The organism is Streptomyces sp. NPDC050534, assembly GCF_044457745.1.
Taxonomy (GTDB): Bacteria; Actinomycetota; Actinomycetes; order Streptomycetales; family Streptomycetaceae; genus Streptomyces.
Window position 1 is genome coordinate 105,172 of the sequence record NZ_JBITHF010000016.1, and the last position, 26,783, is coordinate 131,954.

Annotated in this window: 20 protein-coding genes; 8 read left to right on the forward strand and 12 right to left on the reverse strand. The window is 73.7% G+C overall.

Annotation, left to right across the window (positions count from 1 at the left end; all coding sequences use genetic code 11):
- Positions 1–2 precede the first annotated feature (2 nt).
- Positions 3–749 carry an FHA domain-containing protein gene (locus ACIBN2_RS39505; RefSeq protein WP_399142001.1) on the forward strand — a complete coding sequence of 249 codons (747 nt, stop codon included), beginning with the start codon at positions 3–5 and terminating at the stop codon, positions 747–749.
- Entirely contained in the window at positions 746–2,296 is a 1,551-nt protein-coding gene (locus tag ACIBN2_RS39510; RefSeq protein WP_399142003.1) for a protein kinase, read from the forward strand. Before ACIBN2_RS39505 ends, ACIBN2_RS39510 begins: the two co-directional genes overlap by 4 nt.
- Before the next feature lie 126 nt (positions 2,297–2,422).
- On the opposite strand, the gene purH is transcribed toward ACIBN2_RS39510, so the two are convergent.
- Together purH and purN are read right to left on the reverse strand one after the other, a co-directional pair.
- Positions 2,423–3,985, reverse strand: a complete 1,563-nt coding sequence (purH, locus tag ACIBN2_RS39515; protein ID WP_399142005.1) for a bifunctional phosphoribosylaminoimidazolecarboxamide formyltransferase/IMP cyclohydrolase — start codon at positions 3,983–3,985, stop codon at positions 2,423–2,425.
- Positions 3,982–4,611 (reverse strand): phosphoribosylglycinamide formyltransferase, encoded by a 630-nt coding sequence (purN, locus tag ACIBN2_RS39520; RefSeq protein ID WP_399142007.1) that lies wholly within the window; start codon positions 4,609–4,611, stop codon positions 3,982–3,984. Before purN ends, purH begins: the two co-directional genes overlap by 4 nt.
- A 276-nt stretch (positions 4,612–4,887) precedes the next feature.
- On the opposite strand from purN, the gene ACIBN2_RS39525 reads away from it, so the two are divergent.
- Positions 4,888–5,664, forward strand: a complete 777-nt coding sequence (locus tag ACIBN2_RS39525) for a hypothetical protein (protein WP_399142009.1) — start codon at positions 4,888–4,890, stop codon at positions 5,662–5,664.
- A gap of 9 nt (positions 5,665–5,673) precedes the next feature.
- On the opposite strand, the gene ACIBN2_RS39530 is transcribed toward ACIBN2_RS39525, so the two are convergent.
- Positions 5,674–7,536, reverse strand: coding sequence for a DUF6350 family protein (locus ACIBN2_RS39530; protein ID WP_399142011.1), 1,863 nt, complete (start codon positions 7,534–7,536; stop codon positions 5,674–5,676).
- A gap of 96 nt (positions 7,537–7,632) precedes the next feature.
- Between ACIBN2_RS39530 and ACIBN2_RS39535 the strand changes: the two genes are divergently transcribed.
- Positions 7,633–8,700 carry a helix-turn-helix domain-containing protein gene (locus tag ACIBN2_RS39535; RefSeq protein WP_399142013.1) on the forward strand — a complete coding sequence of 356 codons (1,068 nt, stop codon included), beginning with the start codon at positions 7,633–7,635 and terminating at the stop codon, positions 8,698–8,700.
- Positions 8,701–8,763: 63 nt separating this feature from the next.
- On the opposite strand, the gene sucD is transcribed toward ACIBN2_RS39535, so the two are convergent.
- From sucD to ACIBN2_RS39575, 8 genes are all read right to left on the reverse strand, one after another.
- Positions 8,764–9,648: a succinate--CoA ligase subunit alpha gene (gene sucD, locus ACIBN2_RS39540; protein ID WP_393864233.1), complete on the reverse strand. Its 885-nt coding sequence runs from the start codon at positions 9,646–9,648 to the stop codon at positions 8,764–8,766.
- Between the two features lie 20 nt (positions 9,649–9,668).
- Entirely contained in the window at positions 9,669–10,847 is a 1,179-nt protein-coding gene (gene sucC, locus ACIBN2_RS39545; protein ID WP_399142015.1) for an ADP-forming succinate--CoA ligase subunit beta, read from the reverse strand.
- A gap of 526 nt (positions 10,848–11,373) precedes the next feature.
- Positions 11,374–13,347 carry a hypothetical protein gene (locus ACIBN2_RS39550; RefSeq protein WP_399142017.1) on the reverse strand — a complete coding sequence of 658 codons (1,974 nt, stop codon included), beginning with the start codon at positions 13,345–13,347 and terminating at the stop codon, positions 11,374–11,376.
- Between the two features lie 188 nt (positions 13,348–13,535).
- The gene (locus ACIBN2_RS39555) at positions 13,536–14,627 is read right to left on the reverse strand and encodes a hypothetical protein (protein ID WP_399142019.1); all 1,092 of its coding nucleotides are present in this window, start codon (positions 14,625–14,627) and stop codon (positions 13,536–13,538) included.
- Positions 14,628–14,938: 311 nt separating this feature from the next.
- Positions 14,939–16,105, reverse strand: coding sequence for a vWA domain-containing protein (locus ACIBN2_RS39560; RefSeq protein WP_399142021.1), 1,167 nt, complete (start codon positions 16,103–16,105; stop codon positions 14,939–14,941).
- Between the two features lie 157 nt (positions 16,106–16,262).
- On the reverse strand, positions 16,263–18,713 hold the full coding sequence (locus ACIBN2_RS39565; protein WP_399142022.1) for a DUF5682 family protein: 2,451 nt from the start codon (positions 18,711–18,713) through the stop codon (positions 16,263–16,265).
- A gap of 13 nt (positions 18,714–18,726) precedes the next feature.
- Positions 18,727–18,963, reverse strand: coding sequence for a hypothetical protein (locus ACIBN2_RS39570; protein WP_399142024.1), 237 nt, complete (start codon positions 18,961–18,963; stop codon positions 18,727–18,729).
- The gene (locus tag ACIBN2_RS39575; protein ID WP_399142026.1) at positions 18,960–20,090 is read right to left on the reverse strand and encodes an AAA family ATPase; all 1,131 of its coding nucleotides are present in this window, start codon (positions 20,088–20,090) and stop codon (positions 18,960–18,962) included. Before ACIBN2_RS39575 ends, ACIBN2_RS39570 begins: the two co-directional genes overlap by 4 nt.
- Before the next feature lie 133 nt (positions 20,091–20,223).
- Here ACIBN2_RS39575 and ACIBN2_RS39580 point away from each other — a divergent pair, with 133 nt between their 5' ends.
- Positions 20,224–21,579, forward strand: coding sequence for an SWIM zinc finger family protein (locus ACIBN2_RS39580; protein ID WP_399142028.1), 1,356 nt, complete (start codon positions 20,224–20,226; stop codon positions 21,577–21,579).
- A 64-nt stretch (positions 21,580–21,643) separates the two neighbouring features.
- The gene (locus ACIBN2_RS39585) at positions 21,644–23,263 is read left to right on the forward strand and encodes a DUF5691 domain-containing protein (protein WP_399142030.1); all 1,620 of its coding nucleotides are present in this window, start codon (positions 21,644–21,646) and stop codon (positions 23,261–23,263) included.
- Positions 23,264–23,397: 134 nt separating this feature from the next.
- Here the strand turns inward: ACIBN2_RS39585 and ACIBN2_RS39590 are convergent, their stop codons facing one another.
- Positions 23,398–23,808: a cobalamin B12-binding domain-containing protein gene (locus tag ACIBN2_RS39590; protein ID WP_384252415.1), complete on the reverse strand. Its 411-nt coding sequence runs from the start codon at positions 23,806–23,808 to the stop codon at positions 23,398–23,400.
- Between the two features lie 355 nt (positions 23,809–24,163).
- Between ACIBN2_RS39590 and ACIBN2_RS39595 the strand changes: the two genes are divergently transcribed.
- Positions 24,164–25,030 carry a lipase family alpha/beta hydrolase gene (locus ACIBN2_RS39595; RefSeq protein WP_399142033.1) on the forward strand — a complete coding sequence of 289 codons (867 nt, stop codon included), beginning with the start codon at positions 24,164–24,166 and terminating at the stop codon, positions 25,028–25,030.
- Positions 25,031–25,263: 233 nt separating this feature from the next.
- A complete protein-coding gene (locus tag ACIBN2_RS39600; protein WP_399142034.1) occupies positions 25,264–26,769 on the forward strand; it encodes a M23 family metallopeptidase in 1,506 nt (501 codons plus the stop codon).
- The last annotated feature ends 14 nt before the right edge of the window (positions 26,770–26,783 follow it).

Genomic DNA, 26,783 nt, shown 5'->3' on the forward strand with positions numbered 1-26,783 from the left:
CCTTGTACAGCATCATCGTGGTACCTCCGCCGACCACGGAGGAACGCCACCGCACCCAGTTCCGGCTCGCGCCCGGCGAGCGGCTCACCTTCGGACGCTCGGCGCACGACGTCGACGTGCCGATCCCGCACGAGGGCGTGTCCCGCAGAGCGGGTGAGATCACCGCGCAGGGCGCGTTCTGGATACTGAGCAACCTCAGCCGGGAGCAGACGTACGTCGTGGAGAACCCGGAGGGCGCCGGGGAGCACATCAAGGTCGGGCCGGGCCGGCTGGACGCGCCGGTCCCGTTCGAGTTCTCGCGGATCGTGCTGCCGGCCGCGGGCGACCTGCTGCCGATCGAGGTGTGGGCGCCGCGCCACGACTACCTGCACACCGAGGGCGGCCTCGACGGCGCCACCACCGCGCCCGCCTTCTCCGTCGACCGCACCAAGCGGTACTTCGCGGTGCTGGCGGCCCTGTGCGAGCCGCGGCTGCGGGGCGAACCGCACGCGCCGCTGCCCACGGTGGACCAGGTCGTCGGCCGGCTGCGCCCGAACTGGCCGAGCGCGTCGCGCACTTCGGTGCAGTGGAACATCGACTACCTCGCGGTGAAGCTGCGTCTGAAGCCCGGCCCGGAGGAGGCCGACACGGGCCCGCGCCTGAACGGCAAGAAGGAGTCGCTGGTCTCGCTCGCGCTCCGCTTCGACCTCGTGCGCGAGGACGACCTGATCGTCCTGTCCGCCGCACGGTCCGGCCGGGCCGCCCGGTGACCGAGCCGTACGCCGTGCCGGTGCCCAAGGGGTACCGGGTCGGTGCCTGGGAGGTCCGGGAGCCGATCGCCACGGGTGCCTTCGGGAGCGTGTACGAGGGCAGACGCGTCGGCGACCCGGCGGCCGGCCTGCCCCGCACGGCCGCCCTCAAGTTCCTGCCCACCGGCACCGGCACCCCCCGCCAGCTCACGCACCTGCGCGAACTCATCGACCGCGAGGTCGAGTTGCACCGCAGGCTGAAGCAGCCGCGGCTGATCCGGATGTACGAGTCGCTCGTCGTCGACGACCGGGAGCGCCCCGCCCTCGACGGCGCCACCGTCCTCGTGCTGGAGAAGGCGGAGGGGTCGCTCGGCGCGCTCCTCGACCGCACGCCCGCACCGGACGCGGGGCCCGCGCTCCTCGCGCAGATCTGCGAGGGCCTGGCGCAGCTGCACCGCGCGGGCTGGGTGCACGGCGATCTCAAGCCGGCCAACGTGCTGCTGATGAAGGACGGTTCGGCGCGGCTGGCCGACTTCAACATGGCCGCGGAGCTGGAGGGCACGCACGCCTACACGCCCGCCTTCTCCACGCCCGACTACACCCCGCCGGAGCTGCTCTGGGCGGAGATCGGCGAGCGGGGCCGCCGCATCCGCCCGTCGGCGGACGTCTGGGCCTTCGGCGTTCTGGCCCATCTGGTGCTGACCGGCTCCTTCCCGCTGCCGGGCGGCACCCCGACGGCCCGCCGTGACGCGGCGGTCGCCTACGCCCGCGGTACGGACGAGCTGCGGCTCTCCCCCGAACTCCCGGACGCCTGGCGGGAGATCGTGCGGGACTGCCTGGCCCGGACGCACGCGGACCGCGTCGGCACCGACGCGCTGCTGCGGCGGGTCGAGACGGCGGCCGGCACGGGCCGCTCGCCGCGGCTGCCCAGGGCGCTGCTCCCGCGCCGGCGCCGCGGCGCCGTGGCGCTGGCCTCCGCGGTGGCGACGGTGGCCGTGGCGGCACTCGGCTACGGCATCAGCGACTGGGCCGACTCGGGCGCGCAGGAGGCCAGGAGCTCCACGGGCGCCGCCGCCTACGGCGCCGCCGAACTCCGTACCGACAAGGGCATCCCGGTGCGCTACCGCCGCCTGATCGTCGACTCGGCGCACGACTGCCTCCAGCGGGAGGTCTCCCCGGTGCTGATCGCGGCGATGCTGAAGGTGGAGAGCGACTTCGATCCGAACGTCTCCGATCCCTCCGTGGACGGGGGCGAGCACGGCATCGCCCGCTGGACGCCGGGCGTGCTGCGCTGGTGGATCCGCTCCGACGGCGTGCCCGCCTCGGCGACGCCCACGCCGCCGCTGTCGCCCTCGGTGTCCATCCCGGCCATGGGCCGCTACCTGTGCTACATGGAGCCCCTGCTCAACACCTCCCTGCCGGGCGACCGCCGCGTCCTGCTCGCCGCCGCCTACCGGACCTCGTACAAGAAGGTGAACGCCGCGGGCGGTGTTCCCCCGAAGAACCGCGCCTACTCCACCCGCGTCGCCCACTACCTCAAGGAGTACGCCCCTCCCGGCAGGAAGTGACCCTGAGACTTCTCAGGTACCGCCCGCGGGGGGCCCGCGCGAGCGTGGTCACATGACCGCGGCCTCCGGCTCCCTCGGGGGAGGGCCGGAGGCCGCGGTCGTGTCCGGGTCGGTGAGATCCGGGTGTCAGTGGAAGAAGTGGCGCGTGCCCGTGAAGTACATCGTGACGCCCGCCTTCTCCGCGGCCTCGACGACCAGTTCGTCGCGGACCGAGCCACCCGGCTGGACGACGGCCTTCACGCCGGCGCCGGTGAGGATCTCCAGGCCGTCGGGGAAGGGGAAGAACGCGTCCGAGGCGGCGTACGAGCCCTGGGCGCGCTCGGCCCCGGCCCGCTCGACGGCGAGCTTCGCGGAGTCGACGCGGTTGACCTGGCCCATGCCGACGCCGACGGAGGCGCCGTCCTTGGCGAGCAGGATCGCGTTGGACTTGACGGCGCGGCACGCCTTCCAGGCGAAGGCCAGCTCCGACAGCTCGTCCGCGGTGAGCGCCTCGCCGGTCGCCAGCGTCCAGTTGGCCGGGTCGTCGCCGTCGGCCTGGAGGCGGTCGGTGACCTGGAGGAGGGCGCCGCCGTCGATCGGCTTGACCTCGACCTGGGTCTCGGGGCGGCCCGGGGCGCGCAGCACGCGAATGTTCTTCTTCCTGGCGAGGGCCTCCAGCGCGCCGTCCTCGTAGCCGGGCGCGACGATGACCTCGGTGAAGATCTCGGCGACCTGTTCGGCCATCTCCCGGCTCACCGGACGGTTGACGGCGATGACGCCGCCGAACGCCGACAGCGGGTCGCAGGCGTGCGCCTTGCGGTGCGCCTCGGCTACGTCCGAACCGACCGCGATACCGCAGGGGTTGGCGTGCTTGATGATCGCGACGCACGGCTCGTCGTGGTCGTACGCGGCACGGCGCGCGGCGTCCGTGTCCGTGTAGTTGTTGTACGACATCTCCTTGCCGTGCAGCTGCTCGGCCTCGGCCAGTCCGCCCGTGCCCGAGGTGTAGAGCGCGGCCGGCTGGTGCGGGTTCTCGCCGTAGCGCAGGGTGTGGGCGCGCTGCAGGCTGGACGCCGTGAAGTCGGGGAACTGCGAGTCGTCGGCGGGCGCGTAGGAGGAGGCGAACCAGGAGGACACGGCGATGTCGTACTCGGCCGTGTGCCGGAAGGCCTCCGCGGCGAGGCGCTTGCGGGTGGCGAGGTCGAAGCCGCCGTTCTCGGCCGCGGCGAGGACGTCCCCGTACCGCGCCGGGCTGGTGACGACGGCGACCGACGGGTGGTTCTTGGCGGCGGCGCGGACCATCGACGGGCCGCCGATGTCGATCTGCTCGACGCACTCGTCGGGCGAGGCACCGGAGGCGACGGTCTCGCGGAACGGGTACAGGTTGACGACGACGAGGTCGAAGGGCTCGACGCCCAGCTCGGCCAGCTGCTGCCGGTGGCTCTCCAGGCGCAGGTCGGCGAGGATGCCCGCGTGCACCTTGGGGTGCAGGGTCTTGACCCGGCCGTCCAGGCACTCGGGGAAGCCGGTGAGCTCCTCGACCTTGGTGACCGGGACGCCGGCGGCGGCGATCTTCGCGGCGGTGGAGCCGGTGGAGACGAGTTCCACGCCGGCCTCGTGCAGCCCGCGGGCGAGCTCCTCCAGGCCGGTCTTGTCGTAGACGCTGACGAGCGCCCTGCGAAGGGGCCGCTTGTTGCTCTCGGCGGTCACTGGATAACTACCTTTCGTCCCTCAATGCGATAGCCGTTGCGGGCGAGCCGCCCCACGACATCGACGAGCAGCCTTCGCTCGACTTCCTTGATGCGCTCGTGCAGAGCGCTCTCGTCGTCCTCGTCCCGGACCTCCACCACGCCCTGCGCGATGATCGGCCCGGTGTCGACGCCGTCGTCGACGAAGTGGACGGTGCAGCCGGTGACCCTGGCGCCGTACGCGAGCGCGTCACGCACACCGTGGGCTCCGGGAAAACTGGGCAGCAGGGCGGGGTGGGTGTTCACGAACCGCCCGCCGAAGCGCGCGAGGAACTCCTCACCGACGATCTTCATGAATCCGGCGGAGACGACGAGGTCGGGCTCGTACGCGGCGACGGCCTCGGCGAGGTGCGCATCCCACTCCTTGCGGCTCCCGAAGTCCTTCACCCGGCAGACGAAGCTCGGCAGCCCCGCGCGCTCCGCGCGCGCGAGCCCCTCGATGCCCTCACGGTCGGCGCCGACGGCCACGATCTCCGCGCCGTAGGCCTCGGCGCCGGCGGCCCCGATCTCGTCGAGGAGCGCCTGCAGGTTGGTACCGGATCCGGAGACCAGCACGACGAGGCGCTTGACCACGGGCTTGGCGGCCACGGGTGGGGCCCTTTCTCGAAGGAGCGTTTGTACGGTCGTACGAATGCTTCGGGCCCCCGGATACGGGGAAGTCTACGAAGCGGCCGAACGTCAGCAACGATACCGGCACTCCGGACGGCCCCCACGGGACGGGGGCGTGGCCGGAAGGTAGCGTCTGGGAGAGCTCCGTCGGGAACGTGGTCGTCGCGCGGTGCGTTCCCCGAGGGAAGGGCTCACGCGAGACCGCCGTACGAACGCCTGATCAACGCCGTATACCTAGGGGAAGACGCTCACTTGATGCCGGACCGCAGCCTGCGACTCCTCACGCTCCCGCCGCAGCAGGTGCAGGGAGGGGAGCGCCGCGGCGTGCTGCTGCGGGAGCGCCCCGCCTCTCCGCCCGACGCGCCCTCCGACCGCGAGGACGGCAAGAAGGACGGCGGGGGCCAGGACGAGGACAACCCCTTCGCGCCGCCGCCGGAGGGCACGCCCGACCAGCCGTGGCGGCCGCGCCGCCCGGCCGGCGGCGGTGACGGGTCCGACGGCGACGGCAGCTCCCCGTGGGGCAGCCAGTGGAGCGACCGCCAGCCGGGCCGCTCCCCCGGCGGCTTCGGCGAGCGGCCCGGCGGTCCGCCGGCCGGCCCCGAGGGCCAGGGCGGCAACACCCCGGGCCAGGGCATGCGCTGGGACCCGTCGGACCCCGCCCAGCGCCGCGCGCGCTACGCACTGCTGTGCGGCATGTGGGCCTTCTTCTTCGCCCTCTTCAGCTGGCCCTACGTGGCTCTGCTGCTGGGCGCCCTCGCCCTGTACTGGGGCGTGAGCGCGCTGCGCGCCAAGTCCGGCGACCGGGAGTCCTCGCACGACCCGGCGGCCGGCCGGCCCCAGACGACGGCGGCGGTGACCGGCCTGGTGACGGCCTCGCTGGCCCTCGCCCTGGTCGCCGCGACCTTCACGGCCCAGCTGGTCTACAGCGACTACTACTCCTGCACCAACGACGCCCTCACCAGCCAGGCGAAGCAGTCCTGCAGCGATCTGCTGCCGAAGGAGCTGCGGGGTCTGCTGGGCACGAACCCCTGACGGGCGCCGTCACGGCCTGTCGGTCGGGTCAGTGGTGTCAGTGGTGTCCGACGCGGCCGGCGCATCCGGTGCGGCCGGTGGCGTCGCCTCGCGCGTCTCCGGCGTACGGGACAGCGCGGACTCCTGCTTGAGCGCCGTCCAGCGCGCCTCCAGCTCCGCCCAGCGGGCCTCGCGGGCCTCGCGGGCGGCGTCGTCGCGCCGGGGAGCGGGCGGCGCGGGGAACGGTTCGGCGGGCAGGAAGTCGTACGGCGTCTCGTCCTTGGCGCCGAGCGGGCCGTACACGTCCCCCTGGTCGTAGGGGACGGACGGCGGCTTCGCCGCTGCTCCGGCCGTCGCCGGCTCCTCCTGGCCGGGGGCCTTCTGGAACCCGAACCACGCCCCGACCGACCTGATCGCCCGCCGCACCCGGCCGCCGCGTACCGGCGTCCCCGAACCGGGCCCTCCGCACCCGGGCGCCACCGCCTTCGCCCCCGCGGCCTTCGCGCCGGCGCTCTGCTGCCCCACGATCTGCTGCCCCACGACCTTCGGCTCCACGGTCTTCGGCTCCTTGATCCTCAGTTCCACGGTCTTCTTCGTCCGGCTCCTCTTCTCGGCCGCCCGGCGGCGCTTGCGGCACCCCCAGGCCCACCGCGCCAGCGCCACCGGAACCGCCACCGGCGCCGTCCACGCCAGCGCCGCGGCCCCGGTCTGCCACCACACCGGCCCGAACCGGGCCAGCTCCGCGACGCCGAGCGGGCCCCCGGCCAGTCCGGTGAGTACGGCGGTGGCGCCCGCGCTCAGCACTGCCGCCAGCACGGCGGTCCCGGCGGTGCGCCGGGCACCGGCCGGTTCGGCCCGGCCCACGAACCAGCCCACGGTCAGGGCGGACGCCAGCGGCACCCCGCCCGCGGCCCAGTTCACCCACTCCCCGGCCCCGGCCTCCGGCACCGCTGCCAGCAGCGGGAACGGCGGCAGCAGCGGTGCCGGCGCCGAGGACAGCGGCCCCACCACATGCCCCGCGCCCAGCACGAATCCCGGTCCGAGGCCGTACGCCGCCGCCCACACCGCCGCGTTCGGCACCAGCGCGACGCACAGCAGCAGCACGGCGAACCGGCCCGACCAGCCCTCCGTGAGCTGCCGGAACGCGGCCTGCACCGCCTCGCCGTGCCACATCAGGGAGGCGGCCACCAGCAGCGCCCCGCCCCCGGCGAGCACGGCCGTGCCCGCGCCCGCGGCCCGCGCCGCCGTGACCAGGCGCGCACGGCCGTCCGGCGTGAACAGCGGACGCACCGGCGGCTGCCGTCCCGGCACGACGTCGGCGACCTCGAGCGGCCGCCCGTACGCCGCCCACACCCCGCTCGCCGCCGCCCCCATGACAAGGACCGGCAGGCTCACCACGGTCCACTCCCAGGACGGCCGCAGCTCACCGCCGGACGCGTACACCGCGGCGGCCAGGCCGACACCGAGGTAGCCGATGACGACGCCCGCCCACGCCGCGCGGCCGGAGCCGGGCGGCGCGTCCTCCGCGCCGCTCTCCACCGCGTCGCGCGCCGCCCGGTGCACCAGCCACACGGACAGCGCGAGCAGCAGCAGCGGGGTGACGCCCACGGGCGCGGGGACTCCGGAGAGGGTGTCGGTGCGGATCAGTTCGGCGCCGTGCGCCAGCAGCCAAAGCGACGCGGCGACATGGAGCGAGCCGCCCGGCCCGCTGTCGGGATACGGCGAACTGATCCACATCACCACCACGAGCACGGCGAACGACCCGAGCCCCAGCCCGGCGGCCAGGACACCGCCGACGAGGCCGGCGGCCAGTCCCGGCGAGCGCTCGCGCAGCCGGGCGAGCAGGGACGACAACGGAGGTCGGCGAACAGTCGTCTGGATCACGCCCGCCATGCTCCCAACGACACGCGCTTTCTCGTCGTAACAGGCAAACCTCCGAAGTGTCGCTCAATATACGTTTATGTTCTTTTTCAGTCGGAAGGGCGCACCGTGACGCCGAACGCAGCGAGCCCGCTGCCCCCGCCCGCGGAACGCCGACGCCTGCGCGAGTCCGGCTCGCTGACGCAGGATCAGCTCGCCAAGCGGCTGGGCATCCCGAGCAGGACCGTGAACGCCTGGGAGAGCGGCCGTACCACCCCGCGCGGCCGCAAGCGCAAGTCCTACGCCGCCCTGCTGGCCGAACTCTCCCGCAGCGCAGCCAAGGTGACGGTCAGTCTGGAGAAGCGCCCGGCGGCTCCGGAACCGGCTCCCGCCGCCGCCCCGCTGACGCCCGCTCAGACCTTCGACGCGCTCTACGCGTTCTGCGCCCCCGCCCTCGTACGGCAGGCGTATCTGCTCTGCGGGCAGCGCGAGCTGGCGCGCGAATCGGTCGAGCGGGCCTTCCAGCTCGCCTGGCAGCGCTGGCCCGAGGTGGCCGTCGACCGGGACCCCGCGGGGTGGGTGCGGGCGTCGGCGTACGAGTACGCGCTCTCTCCCTGGCACCGCTTCCGCCCGAGTCACCGGCACCCCGAGCCGCCCCCGCCGGACGCGGACGACCGCGCGCTGATGGACGTACTCCTGAAGCTGCCGCCGCCGTACCGCCGGACGCTGCTGCTCTACGACGGCGTCGGACTCGACCTGCCCGAGACCGCGGCCGAGACGGAGGCGAGCACACCGGCGACGGCCGGCCGGCTGCTGCACGCGCGCGAGACGATCGCGAGGCGCCTGCCGGAGCTGGCCGATCCGTCCGTGCTGCACCGGCGGCTGGCCGAACTCGCCTCCGTGGAGCGGCTGAACGCGCCCAGGCCGCCGGCGGTGCGCACGGGCGGCGAGCGCCGGTCCCGTTTCTGGACGCGGGCCGCCATCGCCTTCACGGTGGCGCTGATCGGGACGACGACGTTCACCCTGCGCACGGCTCCGACGCACTACGAAGCCCCGGTGCCGGCCGGCGTGCAGGTGCAGGGGGTGCCGCCGCGGGTGGCTCTCGGTCCCCTGTCGGAGGCGGAGACGCAGCTGCGGACGAAGCTGCGCCAGGCCGCGGCGCACGGGCCCGAGCGACTGCTTCCGGTGTTCCGCTGACGCGGACGGGCCCGCCCCCCGGAAGGGAGCGGGCCCGTCGACTAGCAACCGGGGAGCGGCTGTTCAGCCGGCCAGGATGGCGCGCGCCAGCTTGGCGGTCTCGGTCGGCGTCTTGCCGACCTTGACGCCGGCGGCCTCGAGGGCCTCCTTCTTGGCGGCGGCCGTGCCGGAGGAGCCGGAGACGATGGCGCCCGCGTGGCCCATGGTCTTGCCCTCGGGCGCGGTGAAGCCCGCGACGTAGCCGACGACCGGCTTGGTCACGTTCTCCTTGATGAAGGCCGCGGCCCGCTCCTCGGCGTCGCCGCCGATCTCACCGATCATCACGATCAGGTCGGTGTCGGGGTCGGCCTCGAACGCGGCGAGCGCGTCGATGTGGGTGGTGCCGATGACCGGGTCGCCACCGATGCCGACGGCGGAGGAGAAGCCGATGTCACGCAGCTCGTACATCATCTGGTACGTCAGCGTGCCGGACTTCGAGACCAGGCCGATGCGGCCCGGCTTGGTGATGTCGCCCGGAATGATGCCGGCGTTCGACTGGCCCGGCGTGATGAGGCCGGGGCAGTTCGGGCCGATGATCCGGGTCTTGTCGCCCTTGGACTTGGCGTACGCGTAGAACGCGGCCGAGTCGTGGACGGCGATGCCCTCGGTGATGACGACCGCGAGCGGGATCTCGGCGTCGATGGCCTCGACGACGGCGGCCTTGGAGAAGGCCGGCGGTACGAAGAGGACGGATACGTTCGCGCCCGTCTTCTCCATCGCCTCGGCGACCGTGCCGAAGACCGGGATCTCGGTGCCGTCGAAGTCGACGGAGGTGCCCGCCTTGCGCGGGTTCACGCCACCGACGATGTTCGTGCCGTCGCCGAGCATGAGCTTGGTGTGCTTCATGCCCGTGGAGCCGGTCATGCCCTGGACGATGACCTTGGAGTCCTTGTTGAGGAAGATAGCCATGGCTGGTGTGTCCTCGTCCCTTACTTCGCAGCCGCGAGCTCGGCGGCCTTGTCGGCCGCGCCGTCCATGGTGTCCACGCGCTGGACCAGCGGGTGGTTGGCGTCGGTGAGGATCTGACGACCCAGCTCGGCGTTGTTGCCGTCCAGACGCACGACCAGCGGCTTGGTGACGTCCTCGCCGCGGTCCTCCAGGAGCTTCAGCGCCTGGACGATGCCGTTGGCGACCTCGTCGCACGCGGTGATGCCGCCGAAGACGTTGACGAAGACGGACTTGACGTCCGCGTCGCCCAGGATGATCTCCAGGCCGTTCGCCATCACCTGCGCGGAGGCGCCGCCGCCGATGTCGAGGAAGTTGGCGGGCTTCACTCCGCCGTGGTTCTCACCGGCGTACGCGACGACGTCCAGGGTGCTCATGACGAGACCCGCGCCGTTGCCGATGATGCCGACCTCGCCGTCGAGCTTGACGTAGTTGAGGTTCTTCTCCTTCGCGGCGGCCTCCAGCGGGTTCGCGGAGTCCTTGTCCTGGAGGGCCTCGTGCTCCGGCTGGCGGAACTCGGCGTTCTCGTCCAGGGAGACCTTGCCGTCCAGGGCGAGGACCTCACCGGAGGCGACCTTGGCCAGCGGGTTGACCTCGACCAGGAGGGCGTCCTCCTCGACGAAGGTCTTCCACAGGGTGACCAGGACGTTGGCGACCTTGTCGGCGACCTCGGCCGGGAACTTCGCGGCCTCGACGATCTGGCGCGCGACCTCGGGGGTCACACCCACGTTGGCGTCGATCGGCGTCTTGGCGACGGCCTCGGGGCGGGTCTCCGCCACCTCCTCGATCTCCATGCCGCCCTCGACGGACGCGATGGAGAGGAAGGTGCGGTTGGCACGGTCGAGGAGGAAGGAGACGTAGTACTCCTCCACGATCTCGGGAGCCGTCTCGGCGATCATCACCTTGTGGACCGTGTGGCCCTTGATGTCCATGCCGAGGATGTTGGAGGCGTGCTCGACCGCCTCGTCGGCGGTGGCGGCGAGCTTCACGCCACCGGCCTTGCCGCGGCCGCCCACCTTCACCTGGGCCTTGACGACAGACTTGCCACCGAGACGCTCGGTGGCTGCGCGGGCCGCCTCAGGCGTGTCGATGACTTCACCGGCCAGCACCGGTACATCGTGCTTGGCGAAGAGGTCCCTCGCCTGGTACTCGAACAGGTCCACGCGCTTCCGTCCCTATCAGTGATCTCGCGGTTCGTTGGATGCGTGGGCGTGCCGCGAAGGGCAACGTGACGTCCGCATGTGTCACAAGGGAGGCGCACACGGTGTCCGAGCGCGCGGCATGTCCGTCTCGCAGGTTATCTCTGCTTCCGAGGGGCCTCTAAATCGCGGGTCACACCTGAGCGGTGATACCTGTCACATGATGCCGCGCTCACTGGCACGGCGTGCCGCATGTGAGGCACCGGAGCGGTATGGGGCGGACGACGGGAAGGGCCTCACCGGGCTGGGGTTGACCCGGTGAGGCCCCTTGAACACCCCCGGAGGGCCCTGATCGGGCCGCCCCTGGGGCTGCGGACGGGCGATCACCACCCCAATGGGGACCGTCCGTCCCGTTCCGCGGGGTCTCGGCCGGACGGACCGACGGCTTTCGGCCGTCCGGGTCTCGTCACCCCGTGGAGTCGGTTGGCCGGCGCGCCCGTCGGGCGCGCCGGTTCGGGACGCGCCGCTCTCCGGGCGCGTCCGGTGGGGGTCAGATCCCGTAGGTGCCGCCGCCGTGCAGGTAGTCGGGCGTAACGGACCCGGCGACGCCGTCGACGCCGGTGACGGCGTGCCCGGCGAGCGGGCCGGCGGTGGAGCGCACGGTGCCGGTCAGGTCACCGGCGAAGGGCGCGACCTGGTCCACGACGCCGTGCGCGAAGGGGGCGGCCTCGCCGGCCACCGCGCCCGCGAACGGGGTCACGTCGCCCGCGACGCCGTACGCCAGCGTCGTCGCGGTGCCGCCGACGCCCCGCACGACCGGCCGGACCGTCCCGGTGACGGAGTCCACGACGGGCTGGACGGCACCGGTGACACCCTGCGCGAACTGCGGCACCTCGCCGGTCACGCCGTGGGCGAGACCGGTCGCGTGACCGGCCACGCCGTACGCGAACGGCACCGCGGCCTCGGCGACCCCGCCGGCGAACGGCTGCACGTCGCCAGTGACGCCGTACGCCAGCGCGCCCGCGTCCGTCACGGCCTGCCCGGCGACCGGCAGCACGCCGTCCACCGCGGTGTGCACGACCGGCGGCAGCACGGAGCCGGTGACGTCGTCGCGGACCTGGCCGACCAGACCGGTGGCGTACGGCGGCACGTCCGCGACGACTCCGCCCGCGACCGGCACCACGCCGTACACGGCGGCACCGGCCACCGACCGCACGCCGGACACCGCACCGCCGGCGACCGGCGTCACTTCCTGCACCACACCGCCGGCGACCGGCTGCACGCCCTGGACGACGCCCCCGGCGACCGGCTGGACGTCGGCCACGACGCCGTACGCCAGAGCCGTCGCCGCGTCGACCGTGTGACCGGCGGTCCGCGCGACCCCGGCGACCGCTCCGCCCACGACGGGCGTAACGCCGTGCACGGCACCGGTGGCGACCGGCACCACGCCGTCGACCGCGTGACCGGCGACGGGCGCGACCCCGGCGACGGCCCGGCCGGCGACCGGGACGGCACCCGCCACGGCCTGACCGGCGATCGGCGTCACGCCGTGCACAGCGTCGGCCGCGAGCGGCGGGACGGTCTCCTCGACGACCGGGGCGACCAGGCCGGGAACGCCGTCGACGGTGCCGACGACCCGCTGCCCGACACCGGTGACGGTGCCCGTGACATGGCCGGGAACCGCGGAGACGGCCTCGTGCGCGGCGCCGGCGACGGCACCCGCCTCACCCTGAGCGGTGCCGGTCACGCCGCCGGCCCGGCCCCCGGCGCCGGCCACCGCGGTCTGTGCGGCGCCGTGGACACCCGCCGCGGTGCGGCCCGCGCCCGCGACGGCGTACTGCGCCTTCGTCCGTACGGTGCCGTCGACGCCCTGCGTCCGGGTGCGGGCCGCCGACTGCACGCCCTGGAGCTTGGTCTGGGCGGCGGCGAGCGCCTCCTCCACCTCCGGCGCGAAGGCACCGAGGGGACCGAAGAGGTAGTCGACCTCGCCGCGGGTCGAGGAGCCGGCGCCGGAGACGGTGGTGCGGGCGGCGGCCACGGTGTGCTCGGCCGTGGCGTGCACGTCGGCGTGCGTCCGGGCCTGCGCGGCGCGGGCGGCCTTGGCGCCGTGGATGGCGGCGGCGCCCCTGATCCTGGACGCCGTCCCGGTCGTCCTCTCCGCCGTCCGGACGGCGGAGGACTTCGCGGCGGCCTGCCGGCCGGTCTGCTCGGCGGTGCCGGCGGGTGTGGTCTTCCGGACCCCGCCGAGGGTGTCGCCGACCGTGGAGGTCGCCGTGCCCGCGGTGTCGTCGGCCGTGCCGGTGACGCCGGAGACGGTGTCGTGCACACCGGTGACCACGCCGTCGACCGTGCCGGTGACGGCGTCGGTGACCGAGCCGAGGGTGCTGCCGGTGTCACCGGTCGCGTCGGACGTGGACAGGGAGGATGCGGGCAGTTCGTCGGCGCTGGCCACGGCCGAACCGAGCGCCCACGCGCCGGTGACACCGGCGGCTATGACGATGGAACGGCGGATGTTCTTGTTCATGCGTGCGTCAGATCCCTAGATCTTCGAAAGGCTTGGGGCATGTGCGGTGCCGCGTCCTGTCCTGGTCCGGGGAGTCGGGGACCAGCGGTGGCGGCGGCTTGCCGTCCGGGGAACGCAGACGTGCCCCGGCGGGCGGACCTGTTCCACCCCCGCGCGACAGGTCGGGCGGGGGAAGGGCCTGCCGTGCCCTAGCCGGGAAAGACGGGGATGTCCCGGTGCCTGTCCCGGGTGCCGGCCGCGCCGGCGCGAGCGGCGGAGCCGGGCGCGAGCAGCACGGGCGCCCGGTGGCTCAGGGTGACGGCGTGCGCGTCACCGTGCCTGGAGCTGCCGTTGTCGACCGCGGCATGGCTCACCAGCTCGTCGGTCGGGTCACCGTCGGGGGCGGGGTGGGGGTGCGCCGGGGCGCGCCCGGCCGAGGCCGGCCGCGGCACACGGGTGGCACCGGCCACGGCCTCGGTGGTGCCGGTGGCGGGCTGCGGCCCGAACACCGCGCCGCTCGCTCCCGCTGACGGGCGCCTCTCGTCCACGGCCGCTTCCGCCGCGTGCCCCGCGTCACCGGGCTTCGGGGCCTGTACGACCGGCGCGGGGAGCGTGTGGCCGGGCAGCGCGCCGGGCAGGGGCGGCAGCACGGGCAACGACGGAGACCCGGGCACCGGCACAGCGGGCAGGGATGCCAACGGCGGTATCTGCCAGGTCACTTCGCCCAGCCCTGTGGTCACGGTCCCGATCAGGTCGCCCACCGGCTGGACGACGCGGTCGCACACGGTCCGCACGAGCTGATCGGTCAGCGGTCCGAGAACGGGGCCGGCCGTGCCGGGGCGCGTGAGGGCGTCGGTGAGCGGGCGGCCGGAGGACTTGGTGACCGGGCGGGCCGGAGCCGGGAGTTGCGGCGCGGCGGGCGCGGACTCGGGGTCGGCCGGATCGGCCGGCTTCGTCTTGGGGTGGGGCTGGGAGTGGGGGTGGGGCTGGGGCGCGGGCGTGGCCGGGACGTACGGCTTCGGCCTGGCCGGAGTGACCGGCTTCGGCTCGGCGGTGGGCTTCGTCGAGTGCACCGCGGGTGCCGCGGGAGCGTGTGTCAGGCGGGCGACCGCGCCGACCGCGCTGCCCACCAGGGAGCGGACGCCGACCGCTGGTTCGGCCGGGGCGGCCTTCGCAGAGGAGAGGACCGGCGTTCCCTCCGCCGCGTGTGCCTGCTCGCCGCACAGGAAGCCGAGCGCGAACAACCCGCCCACCAGCAGGACCACTTGCAGCGCACGCCGCCCGGCCGCTGTGCGCATCATGCGCACAGCGGCTCCGGGCAGAGCTGCTGACCAGGTCAAGGGGGGTGGGTCCTCCCGTGCGGCGGAACTGATGACACGTAACGAACCGTGACGAGCTACGCGTCGGCGTGGCGCGGTACGAACGTGCGGAGCGCGGCGCACAGCCGGCGAGCGTCGATCCTCGCACGGGACTCCCGAGGTTGCGCAAGCCCCCTGTTACCGATGGGTAGTCATGTCCCTTTTGCTGGGCCAAGTCGGACGGTCACGGGTCGACAAATCGTCGCCGAACACCCCGCCTCGGCCCGGCGCGCGTCTCCCGGCCGGCCCGGCGGTCACGCCGTGTCCGGTATCGGCAGCGGCCGCTTCTCGATCGCCGCCGCCATCACCTCCGGGAAGAGGTCGGGCGTGCAGGCGAACGCCGGTGCCCCGAGCGCCCCGAGCGCTGCCGCGTGCTCCCGGTCGTAGGCGGGTGCCCCCTCGTCCGACAGCGCGAGCAGCGTCACGAACTGCACCCCGGACGCCTTCATCGCGGCGACCCGCTTGAGCATCTCGTTGCGTATCCCGCCCTCGTAGAGATCGCTGATGAGCACGACCACCGTCTCCGCGGGCCGGGTGATCTGCGACTGGCAGTAGGCGAGCGCCCGGTTGATGTCCGTGCCCCCGCCGAGCTGCGTCCCGAACAGGACGTCCACCGGGTCGTCGAGCTGGTCGGTGAGGTCGACCACCGCCGTGTCGAAGACGACGAGTCGCGTGGAGATCGTCCGCATCGAGGCGAGCACCGCTCCGAACACCGATGCGTACACGACCGATGCCGCCATGGATCCCGACTGGTCGATACAGAGGATGACCTCCTTCTTGGTGGACTGCGCCGCCCGCCCGTACCCGACGAGGCGCTCCGGCACGACCGTTCGGTACTCGGGCAGGTAGTGCTTGAGGTTGGCCGCGATGGTGCGGTTCCAGTCGATGTCGTGGTGGCGCGGCCGGCTGATCCGGGCGCTGCGGTCGAGCGCGCCGGTGAGGGTGGCGCGCGTGCGGGTCGCGAGCCGCTTCTCGAGGTCCTCGACGACCTTGCGCACGACGGCCCGTGCCGTCTCCTTCGTCGTCTCGGGCATCGCCTTGTTGAGGGAGAGCAGCGTGCCGACGAGGTGGACGTCGGCCTCCACCGCCTCCAGCATCTCCGGCTCCAGCAGCAGCGTGGACAGACCGAGCCGGTCAATGGCGTCGCGCTGCATGACCTGGACGACGGAGGAGGGGAAGTACGTCCGGATGTCCCCGAGCCAGCGCGCCACGGACGGCGCCGACGCCCCGAGCCCCGCCGAACGGTCCCGCCCCGCCTGTGCCTTCCTGTCCCCCTTCCCGTACAGCGCGGCCAGCGCTCCGTCCATCGCGGCGTCCTGGCCCGACAGCGCGCATCCCGTCCCGTCGGCCGCGTCGCCCCCGAGCACCAGCCGCCAGCGCCGCAGCCGCTCCTGCGCCGGGTCCGTCGCCCCGGTGGTCATCGGCACACCCCCCGACGGGGCCGGTCCCACAGCGGCATCACCGCGACGGAGACCGCCGGCCGGTCCTTCCCTCCGCTTCCGTACCCGTGGCCGGCGCCGTCCCGGCCGGCCGCCGCCCTGCCCGCGCTCTCCCGCTCTTCCGTCCGCCGGTTCTTCGTCATCCCGCCACCCCCGCAAGGTCGTTGTCGATGTCCTCTTCCGCTCGGCCCGGTCGGGCCGAACCGTCCAGCCCCAGCAGCAGCCGGAGCACCGGCAGTACGGCCTCCGCGCGCGCGGGGTCGAGATCGGCCGCGAAGCCGGGTATGCCGGAGCCGGCGGCCGTCACACCGCCCCGCTCCCCCGGTCCGCGCCGGACCAGCTCGCCCAGCGTGCGGCGCACCCCGGGCTCGTACGCCGAGAACGTCCGCCGCAGCAGCGGCAGTACGTCCGTGAACGCCTCCCCCGGCACGCCGGTCAGCCACGCGTCGACCAGCCCGAGCAGCCGCTCGTCGTGGACGAGGAGCATTCCGCCTCCGGAGCCTCCGCCGACGAAGCCCTCGATCCACGCGGCCGCGTCCCCCGGCGGCGTCCCCGGCGACAGCACGAGCCCCATGAGCCGAGCCGCCTCGTCCTGCCCCAGCTCCCCGTCGTCCAGCAGCAGCCGTACGGCCCGGCCCCGGATCACGCCGGGCACGGTGTCCCGGACGGACAGCACGCGCAGCACGGACTGCCAACGCGCGCGCAGATCGCGGTGTCCCGGCCCGGGCACGTCGTCCAGCAGCCCCACCGCACCGTGCACCGCGTCCACATGACGCCGCATCTCCTCGGCGGCGTCCGCGTCCAGGGCCGTACAGGCCGGCGGCAGGCCGACGAAGATCCGCTCGGCGAGGCCCGCGGCCACCCCGGCCAGCGCCCCGGTGCCGGTGCCGCGCACATCGCCGTACCGCAGGGAGCGGACCAGGGCCGGCAGGGCCTGCGCGAGATGGCCGACGTCGGTGTCGAGCGCCGCGCGGTCGGCGAGGACCCGCATCACCACCGGCAGCGCTTCCGGCAGTTCGGCCAGCAGACAGTGCTCGGCGAGCCCGGTGACGTCCGCCAGGGCCTGCGCGCCGAGGGCGTCCGCCTCCGCCTTGGCGGTCGCGGCGGCGAGCACGGTCGTGCCCCACACCCCGGCCTCCGCGACCCGCACGGACAGCTCCGGCTCCCAGCACAGCCGCCACGTCTCCCGGAAGGTGCCCGTGCTCCCGCGCGACACCGCCGGCTCGCCCCACGCGATGCCCAGCAACCGCAGCCGGTGCAGCAGCCTGCTGCGCCCGGCGTCGGTCTCCTTGCGCAGGTCGAGCTCCAACTCCCGCTCCAGCGCCTCCGGTTTGAGCCGCAACCGGCGCTGGGTCCGGTCCAGGTCCCGCTGCAACGGCACGGCGGGCGCGGCCTGCGGCACCTCCCCCAGCACGTCCCCGACCACCAGCCGGTCGTGCACCAGCGCCAGCGGCACGTCCGAGCCCTCGCACATCACCGCGCGCACGGCGTCGGTCGTCTCGCCGAGCCCCGCCAGCGGGCGGCCGCGCATCGCGGCGAGCGTCTCGGCCAGCCGCACCGCCTCGATCACGTGCGCCGAGGAGACGATCCGGTCCTCGTCCCGCAGCAGTCCGGCCACCTTGGTCATCCACCGCTCGACCGGCCGGTCCGGGGCGGCGAACAGATGTCCGTACCAGCCCGGCGAGTCGATCCCCGCTCCGTACCCGCTGACCCGCGACAGCCTCCGGTGCGTCCACGGCACCCAGGTCATGTCGGCCTTGACCTTGGGCAGCCCCTTCAGCAGGGCACGGTCGGCGGCGACGGCCGTCTTCCGGCGCAGTGCGGGCACGTGCCAGGCCCCGCACACGACGGCCACCTCGGCCCCGAACTCCCGCTGCGCAGCCCGCACTTGGAGCCGCATGTACGCCTCCCGCACGAGATCCCGCTCGTGCCCCCCGGTGCCGTACGCCTCCCGCAGGGCCCCCATGGCCTCTTCGAGCACGGCGAACGGGGCGAACACGTCCCCCTCACCGATCCCCCGGTGCTCGACGACGTCCTCCCACCACCGCTCGGCATCGTCATAACCGGCCGCCTCGGCGAGGACGGCGAGCGGGTCGATGCGGACGTCGGCGTCGGCCGCGGGGCCGTCGGCAGAGGGCTCGCCGTCGGCACCGGCACCGCTTTCCGCGTCGGCGTCCCCACCGGTGCCCTCCCCGTCGCCTGCCGCGCCCTCGTCCAGCGCCTCACCTCTCCCCCACGCCAGCGAGTGCGTCGCCGGCAAGTCGATGAACCGCGCCGGGACTTCGTGCCGCCCGGCCCATCGGATCGCGACCCACTCCGGGGAGAACTCGGCGAGCGGCCAGAAGGCCGAGCGACCGGGCTCGTCCACGGCGTGGGCGAGCAGGGCGACCGGCGGCCGCATGTCCTCCTCGGCGGCCAGCGGGATCAACGCGTCGGCCTCGGGCGGCCCTTCGATCAGCACGACCTGGGGCCGGGCCGCGTCCAGCGCCGCCCGCACCGCGCGCGCGGAGCCGGGCCCGTGGTGCCGCACGCCGAGCAGCAGCGGCCCGTCACCGGCCGCCCCGCTCGCGCCCCTGTCCAGCCCTGTCACACCGTCCCCCTCGTCATCGCCACGCCCGGCTGCCGCTGGGCGCCTTCGTGACGCCCGCCCGCCGCTGCCGCGCCCGTCCGTGCACACCGCCCTCGTACGACGCGCACATGAAGCCACCCGATCCCTTGGACCCGCCTGACCCCTTGGACCCGCTCGAGCCCTTCGGCCCGCCCGAGTCCTTGGATCCGCCGTCCTTGCTCCCGCCCGAGTCCTTGCCGCCGCCCGTGCGCCCCCACCCCAGATCGCTCACGCGCTGACCTCCCGGCAGGCCCGGTAGAAGTCCTTCCATCCGTCACGCTCGCGGACGACCGCCTCCAGGTACTCCTGCCAGACGACGCGGTCGGCCGCCGGGTCGCGGACGACGGCGCCGAGGATGCCCGCCGCCACGTCGCCGGACCGCAGCACGCCGTCACCGAAGTGGGCGGCCAGGGCGAGCCCGCTGGTGACGACGGAGATGGCCTCGGCCGTCGACAGCGTGCCGCTGGGCGACTTGACCTTCGTACGGCCGTCGGAGGTGACCCCGTCGCGCAGCTCACGGAAGACGGTCACGACGCGGCGGATCTCGTCGATGCCGTCGGGCACGGCCGGCAGGTCCAGCGAGCGGCCGATCTGGTCGACTCGGCGCGAGACGATGTCGACCTCGGCCTCGACGCTCTCCGGCAGCGGCAGCACCACCGTGTTGAAGCGGCGGCGCAGCGCGCTGGAGAGCTCGTTGACCCCGCGGTCGCGGTCGTTGGCCGTGGCGATCACGTTGAAGCCGCGGACCGCCTGCACCTCCTGCCCCAGCTCCGGTATCGGCAGCGTCTTCTCGGAAAGGATCGTGATCAGCGTGTCCTGCACGTCCGCCGGGATACGGGTCAGCTCCTCAACCCGCGCCGTCATCCCCTCCGCCATGGCCCGCATGACCGGACTGGGCACCAGGGCGTCCCGGCTCGGGCCGTTGGCCAGCAGCTGCGCGTAGTTCCAGCCGTAACGGATCGCCTCCTCCGGCGTGCCCGCCGTGCCCTGCACGAGCAGCGTCGAGTCGCCGCTGACCGCCGCCGCCAGGTGCTCGGACACCCAGGTCTTCGCGGTGCCGGGCACGCCGAGCAGCAGCAGGGCGCGGTCGGTGGCGAGGGTGGTGACGGCGACCTCGACGATGCGGCGCGGGCCCACGTACTTCGGTGAGATCACCGTGCCGTCCGGCAGGGTGCCGCCGAGCAGATACGTCGCCACCGCCCACGGCGACAGCTTCCAGCGGGCCGGGCGCGGGCGGTCGTCCTGCGCGGCCAGCGTCGCCAGCTCACCGGCGAAGGCGTCTTCGGCGTGCGGTCGCAACGCCTCGGCGGGCTCCTTCGCGAGAACTTCCACAGACGTCGGTTCCACGGACACAGACATGGCTGAGGCCCCCTCCAGCTCGGCCGGTTCGGATCTGTCACCAACCGTGCACCACGCCACTGACAATGCGTTGTGACCTGCGCAAACGCTCTCGCGAGGCCGATTGTCAGTGCCGGGATCTACCTTCGATGACATGACTCAGCAGGGGGTGCGCTGGAGCGCGGAACAGGTGCTGGCACTGGCGCCTGACGCCGCGTCACGCAAAGCGGGCAGCAAACTCGGCGCGGCCGGGCCGTGGTCCGAGGCGGGGAGTTCCGACGAGGGGGCGTTGTGGGGGTTGTGCAAGGGCAGCGGCAGCAAGCCGTATCGGACGGTCGTCGACATCGCGGACGCGGCGGGCCCCGCCTACAAGTGCAGTTGCCCGAGCCGCAAGTTCCCGTGCAAGCACGCCCTCGGGCTGCTGCTGCTCTGGGCGGGCGATGACGGCGCGGTGCCGCCGGGCGAGGCGCCGGACTGGGCCGAGCAGTGGCTGGCGGGGAGAAGACAGCGCGCCGAGCAGAAGCGGGCGGCGCCCGCGGCCGGTGCCTCGTCAGGCTCCGGTGATCCGGAGGCCGCGCGGCGCCGGGCGGAGCGCCGGGCCGAGCGGGTGACGGCGGGCGCGACCGAGCTGGAGCAGCGTCTGGCCGACCTGCTGCGCGGCGGCCTGGCGAGCGCCGAGCAGGCGGGCTACGGACTGTGGGAGGAGACGGCGGCCCGCATGGTCGACGCGCAGGCCCCCGGACTGGCCGCCCGCGTGCGGGAGTTGGGGGCGATCCCGTCGTCCGGACCCGGCTGGCCGGTGCGCCTGCTGGAGGAGTGCGCGCTGCTGCACCTCCTCGACCAGGGCTGGCTGCGCCGCGAAGAGCTGCCGGACGGCCTGGCGGCGACGGTCCGTCACCGCATCGGCCTGTCCGGCACCGCGGACGGCCCGCCGCTGCGCGACCGCTGGCTGGTCCTCGCCCAGTACGACACGGCGGACGCCCGCCTGACGACCCGCCGCATCTGGCTGCACGGCGCCGACTCGGACCGGACGGCACTGCTGCTCTCCTACGGCGCGGCGGGCCGCGCACCGGAGCTCGCGCTGCCCGTCGGGCTGGCCCTGGACGCCGAGGTGTCCGCCTACCCGGGCGCCGGGCAGCTGCGGGCGTCCCTGGGCGAGCAGTTCGCACCGCCGGCACCCGACGCGACCCGGCCGCCGGGCGTGACGGCGGCCCAGGCGGCGGCGCGCTACGGCGAGGCGCTGCGGGACGATCCGTGGCTGGACTCCGTCCCGGTGACCCTGGACCGGGTCATACCGGTCCCGGACGGTGACTCCTGGCAGCTGGCGGACGCGGACGGGAACGCGGCGCTCCCGCTGACCTCCGCCGCCCGTTCCCGACCCGGCCTGTGGCGCCTCGTCGCTCTCTCGGGCGGCACCCCGGTCAAGGTCTTCGGGGAGTGCGGCCACCGGGGCTTCACCCCGCTGACGGCCTGGCCGGAGAAGCCGGGAGAGGCGGTACCGCTGTGCTGACCGCCCGAACCACCGGCGTATCCGGCCCCTCTCCCCTCCTCGGCACCCCACGGAAAGGAACCGCATGAACAGGACGCCCGTACCTGCGGACGCGCCCGCGCCGGGCGCCTGGGAAGAGCTCGTCACGACGGCCCTGCTCGGTACGGAGCGACGTACCCCGCCGGGCGGTGCGCCGGGGCGGGAAGCGCCGGTGGCGCTGCTGGACGCGGCGGCCGTGGAGACCGTACGGCGACGGGCCGGACTGCGACCCGCCCGCGCCGCCGGGCGGCCGGAGCCGGCTGCCGAGGACCCGCGTCCCGCGCTGCCCGCGGCGGCGGTGCGCAGGCTCGCGCTGCTGCTGGCCGACCGTCCCGGCACGGGCGGCGGCCGCAGAGGTACGGCGCCGGACCTCATGGAACTGCTGCCCCAGTGGCTCGCGGCGGTGAACGCCCGCGGCTTCGCACCACCCCCGCAGGCGCTGCCCGCGCTGCTGGACGCGGCGCGGGGACGCACGGATCTGCGTCCTGCGGCGCTGGTCTTCGCCGGCCCGCGCGCGGTGTGGCTGGCCCGGCTGAACCCGGACTGGCGGTTCGCCCTGCGCGCGACGCCGGGCGGGGGCACCGCCCTGCCGGACCCCGAGGACGCCGAGCAGACCCGGCGCCTGTGGGAGGAGGGCCTGTTCGCGGAGCGGGTCGCGCTGCTGTCCGCCCTGCGCGCCCGCGAGCCCGCCGCCGCACGCGAACTGCTGTCGACGACATGGACCACGGAGCGGGCCGAGGACCGGCTGATGTTCCTGGACTCGCTGCGCACCGGGCTCGGCCCGCAGGACGAACCCTTCCTGGAGCAGGCGCTGTCCGACCGCAGCCGGAACGTAAGGGCGACGGCGGCCGAGCTGCTCTCCGCGCTCCCCGGCTCGGCGCTCGCGGCGCGGATGGCGGTCAGAGCCGCGGCGTGCGTGGCCGTCGACCGCACGCAGGACTCACCGGCGATCACGGTCGAAGCGCCGCACGAGTGCGACTCGAGCATGGAGCGCGACGGTGTCGTGGCCAAGCCTCCGGCAGGACGGGGTGAACGGTCATGGTGGTTCGGCCAGTTGGTGGAGGCGACGCCGCTCGCGACCTGGTCCGCGCGCCTGGGCGGGCGTACGCCCCGGGAGATCGTGGCCCTGCCCGTCGCGGACGACTGGCAGGGCGAACTGCACGCGGCATGGTGCCGGGCGGCCGTACGGCAGCGGGACCCCGAGTGGGCCCGCGCGCTCCTCGGCGCCCCGTCCGCCCCGGAGGCGGGCGGTCCGGGAGCGGTGTCACTGGCCGAGCGCGCCAAGCTGCTCGGCACCCTGGACGCCGCCGAACGGGCCGGCTGGGTCGCCGGATTCATCGCGGCACACGGCCTGTCCGAGGCGTTCCAACTGCTCGGAGTCTGCGCGTTGCCCTGGACCGCGGCGCTCGGCGGGGCGGTGGTCGACGCGCTCAACATCGCGCGGGACGCGGGGAGTTACCCATGGAGTTTCAGCGGAGTGATGGGCCTGGCCGAACGCTGCCTCGACCCTGCCGAGGCGAGCCACCTCGACGGCCTCCTCGCGATACCGGACGAACGCGAGGACGCGTCACCCGGCGCCGGCGGCTACTGGGCGGAGGCGTTCCAGCGTCTGGTCACGACACTGCGGCTGCGCAAGGCGATGGCGGAGGAACTGGAAGCGGAGTAGGACTGCACCTCGCGGCCCGTCCGGCGTTCGAAGACGAGGCCCGCGGGGCCGACCGGGGGTCCGGGGGCGGAGCCCCCAGGGCCGGTCACCCCACCCGACCCGCACCCACCGACCACCGGCGCCAAGACGTATGCCTACGCCGGCTGCCCGGCGTGGCCCCGCACCCAGTCCACGATCGACTGCGTGGTCGCCCCCGGCGTGAAGATCTCCGCGACGCCCTTCTCCTTCAGCGGCGCAATGTCGGCCTCGGGAATGATCCCGCCGCCGAACACCAGGATGTCCTCCGCGTCCCGCTCCTTGAGCAGTTCGATCACGGCGGCGAACAGGGTGTTGTGCGCGCCGGAGAGGATGGACAGCCCGATCGCGTCGGCGTCCTCCTGGATCGCGGTGTCGACGATCTGCTCGGGGGTCTGGTGAAGCCCGGTGTAGATGACCTCCATACCGGCGTCGCGCAGGGCCCGCGCGATCACCTTGGCTCCCCGATCGTGGCCGTCGAGCCCCGGCTTGGCCACCACCACGCGGATCGGACCGGCTGCCACACCCATCACTGCCTCCATGAAGCGACTGCATTCATCCCTACCGACAAGTACAGCGGTACCCGCACCCACCAGGGAAGTGAACGAACGTTATCCCCAGCATCCCGCAACCGGCAGTTTCGCGGTCCAGACCGAGGGGGAAATCACACGATGGGACACGTTCACCGCGCGGCGTTCCGGCGGGAGCACGCGCAACAGGAGCCGCAATGAGGTCGCCGTACCACGGCACCGCAGGCACGCGGGCCGTGGCGGTGTGGCGCGTCGACGACGGCAGGACAGAGCCGTCGACCGCCGTCCTCGCGGCTTCCCACGAGGGCACACGGGGGACAGAGGCGTCCTCCTGCGTGCCGACAGGAGGTCGGCCATGAAGGTCACCAGGGCAGCACTGCCCTTTCCGCCGCTCTGCCAGAGGCTGCTTCCGGGCAGGCTGGCGGGGCTCTCACTGGCCCTGCTGAAGGCGACCGCCCTGGAACTCGCGATCCTCGCGGGCCACCTCCTCCTCTATCCCACCGGCATCACCGCGGAACGCCGAGGACCCTCGGCCCAGGCCCCCTCGCCGGACGGCGCCGCGCAGCTGCCGACCGAGACCAAGCCCCCGGTCGTCCTGCTGCACGGCTTCATAGACAACCGCTCGGTCTTCCTGCTGCTGCGCCGCAGCCTCGCCCAGCACGGCAGGCAGCAGGTGGAGTCGCTCAACTACTCGCCGCTGACCTGCGACATCCGTACGGCGGCCGAGCTGCTCGGCCGGCACATAGAGGAGATCTGCGAGCGCACGGGCAGCAGGCAGGTCGACATCGTCGGGCACAGCCTCGGCGGGCTGATCGCGCGGTACTACGTGCAGCGGCTCGGCGGCGACATCCGCGTCCGCACCCTGGTCACGCTGGGCACCCCGCACTCCGGGACGCGGGTGGTGCCGCTGGCCAACGCGCACCCGATCGTGCGCCAGATGCGCCCCGGATCGGCGCTGCTCGAGGAGCTGACCCGGCCCGCGCCGGGCTGCCGTACGCATTTCGTCAGCTTCTGGAGCGACCTCGACCACCTGATGGACCCTCTGGAGACCGCCTGTATCGACCACCCCGACCTGATGGTGCAGAACGTCCAGGTGAGCGGGATCGGGCATCTGGCCCTGCCGGTGCACCCGGCCGTCGCGACCGGGATACGCCAGGCCCTCGACGCCGAGCGGACGGGAGCCGAAGCCGCCGCCCACGCCGGCGGCCTGACAGTGGCGTGACAGGCGCCGCTCAGAGACCCCGCAGAGACCTCACACGAGACCCCGCGCGAGACCTCACATCGAACAGCGCTCGAACACTCGGCCAAGGCCGCGTCCGCACTCCGCCGAAACACGGCCGAATGCCCGTTTCCTGCGCGCCCGAAACCAGTTGAAGATTGTCGCGCCCGCATACCGCCGGGTACAGTCGCCGCACTGCTCTGGCAGCCCCTGTTGTCGAGGCGAAAGAGAAGTTGGTGAACGACCGTCACCCGTCGGGGACCATGACCACCCCGGCCCCGGCTTCCGATGCCGCCTCGGCGCACTTCGCGCCCTATGGCACGCAGGAAGTCCAGTACGGCGACTTCACCACGTACGGCGACTACGACGCCAACGGTTTTGCGACCGGCGGACACCCGGTCGCGACGGCGACCTTCGACGCCGATCCCCTCTTCGGCAGCCTCCCGGGCGACGGCGGCACCGGCTCGTACGACGCGTCCCAGTGGGGCACGGGCCACCACCAGACCGCGCACTACGACGCGTACGCGACCGGGCAGCACGCCACCTACGACACCGGCGCCTACGAAACGAACGCCTGGGCCGCCGGCTACCAGCAGCCGCTCCCGGTCATCCCGCCGCAGTCCACCGGCCACGACGCCTCCGGTCAGTGGGACGCGAACGCCTGGCTCCAGCCCGATCAGCAAGGCCACGCCGCCGACCAGACCCAGCACTGGGAATGGGGCACCCAGACCTTCGAGACCGGCACGTACGACGCCACGCAGTGGAACTCCGGCGGCGAGCAGCCCGGAGAACCGTTCGACCAGCAGTCGACCACCGTCTTCGAGCAGGCCGAGCCGGACGCGTACACGGACCAGGACGCGTACACGGACCAGAGCCAGTACGGGGAACACGCGGAGGACGACGGCGAGTTGGGCACCACGGGTGAACTCCCCGCCGTGGCGCCGCTGCTGGACGACCAGGAAGAGGTCGTGCCGGTTCCGGCTCCGCGCGCCGCCCCGCGCAACGCGTCCCGTTCCCGCCGCCGCGCCCCCGCCAAGCGCTCCGCGCTGCTGACCATCGCCGTGCCCTCGGCCTGTGTGATGGGCGTGGCCGGTATCGCCGCCGCCTCCGTGGGCACCTTCAGCGAGAGCAAGGACACCGCGACGACCGCGTCGGACGCGCACGCGGTGAAGCCGTCCTCCGCCAACAACAAGCTGGACAGCCAGCTCCAGAGCCTCTCCGCGGGCGCCGACGACTTCGCCGACCGGGCCAGCCGTACGCAGGAGCGCATCGACCTCAAGGCACAGCAGGCGGCCGACAAGAAGAAGGCGGCGGAAGAGGCCGCCCGCAAGGAGCGGCTGCGCCCCAAGTTCGTGCTGCCGGTGACCCAGAAGGGGCTCAGCGCCTACTTCGGCCAGGCCGGCGTCAACTGGATGTCCGTGCACACCGGTATCGACTTCCCGGTCTCGTACGGCACTACGGTGATGGCCGCGACCGACGGCACCGTCCGTACGCAGTGGAACAGCGCGTACGGGAACATGCTGATCCTGACCGCGAAGGACGGCACGGAGACGTGGTACTGCCACCTCTCCAGCTACCGCGTCTCCTCCGGCACGGAGGTGAAGGCCGGCACGCCGATCGCGTACTCCGGCAACTCGGGCAACTCGACCGGCCCGCACCTGCACTTCGAGGTCCGGCCGGGCGGCGGTGCCGCGATCGACCCGCTGCCGTGGCTGCGCAGCCACGGGCTCGACCCGACGTAGAGCTGATGAACTTC

Coding starts and splice junctions, on each gene's coding strand:
- ACIBN2_RS39525 (WP_399142009.1), top strand. CDS start 4,888: ATGCCGGACCGCAGCCTGCGACTCCTCACGCTCCCGCCGCAGCAGGTG.
- ACIBN2_RS39530 (WP_399142011.1), bottom strand. CDS start 7,536: ATGGCGGGCGTGATCCAGACGACTGTTCGCCGACCTCCGTTGTCGTCC.
- sucD (WP_393864233.1), bottom strand. CDS start 9,648: ATGGCTATCTTCCTCAACAAGGACTCCAAGGTCATCGTCCAGGGCATG.
- ACIBN2_RS39550 (WP_399142017.1), bottom strand. CDS start 13,347: ATGAACAAGAACATCCGCCGTTCCATCGTCATAGCCGCCGGTGTCACC.
- ACIBN2_RS39555 (WP_399142019.1), bottom strand. CDS start 14,627: ATGATGCGCACAGCGGCCGGGCGGCGTGCGCTGCAAGTGGTCCTGCTG.
- ACIBN2_RS39560 (WP_399142021.1), bottom strand. CDS start 16,105: ATGACCACCGGGGCGACGGACCCGGCGCAGGAGCGGCTGCGGCGCTGG.
- ACIBN2_RS39575 (WP_399142026.1), bottom strand. CDS start 20,090: ATGTCTGTGTCCGTGGAACCGACGTCTGTGGAAGTTCTCGCGAAGGAG.
- ACIBN2_RS39580 (WP_399142028.1), top strand. CDS start 20,224: ATGACTCAGCAGGGGGTGCGCTGGAGCGCGGAACAGGTGCTGGCACTG.
- ACIBN2_RS39585 (WP_399142030.1), top strand. CDS start 21,644: ATGAACAGGACGCCCGTACCTGCGGACGCGCCCGCGCCGGGCGCCTGG.
- ACIBN2_RS39590 (WP_384252415.1), bottom strand. CDS start 23,808: ATGGGTGTGGCAGCCGGTCCGATCCGCGTGGTGGTGGCCAAGCCGGGG.
- ACIBN2_RS39595 (WP_399142033.1), top strand. CDS start 24,164: ATGAAGGTCACCAGGGCAGCACTGCCCTTTCCGCCGCTCTGCCAGAGG.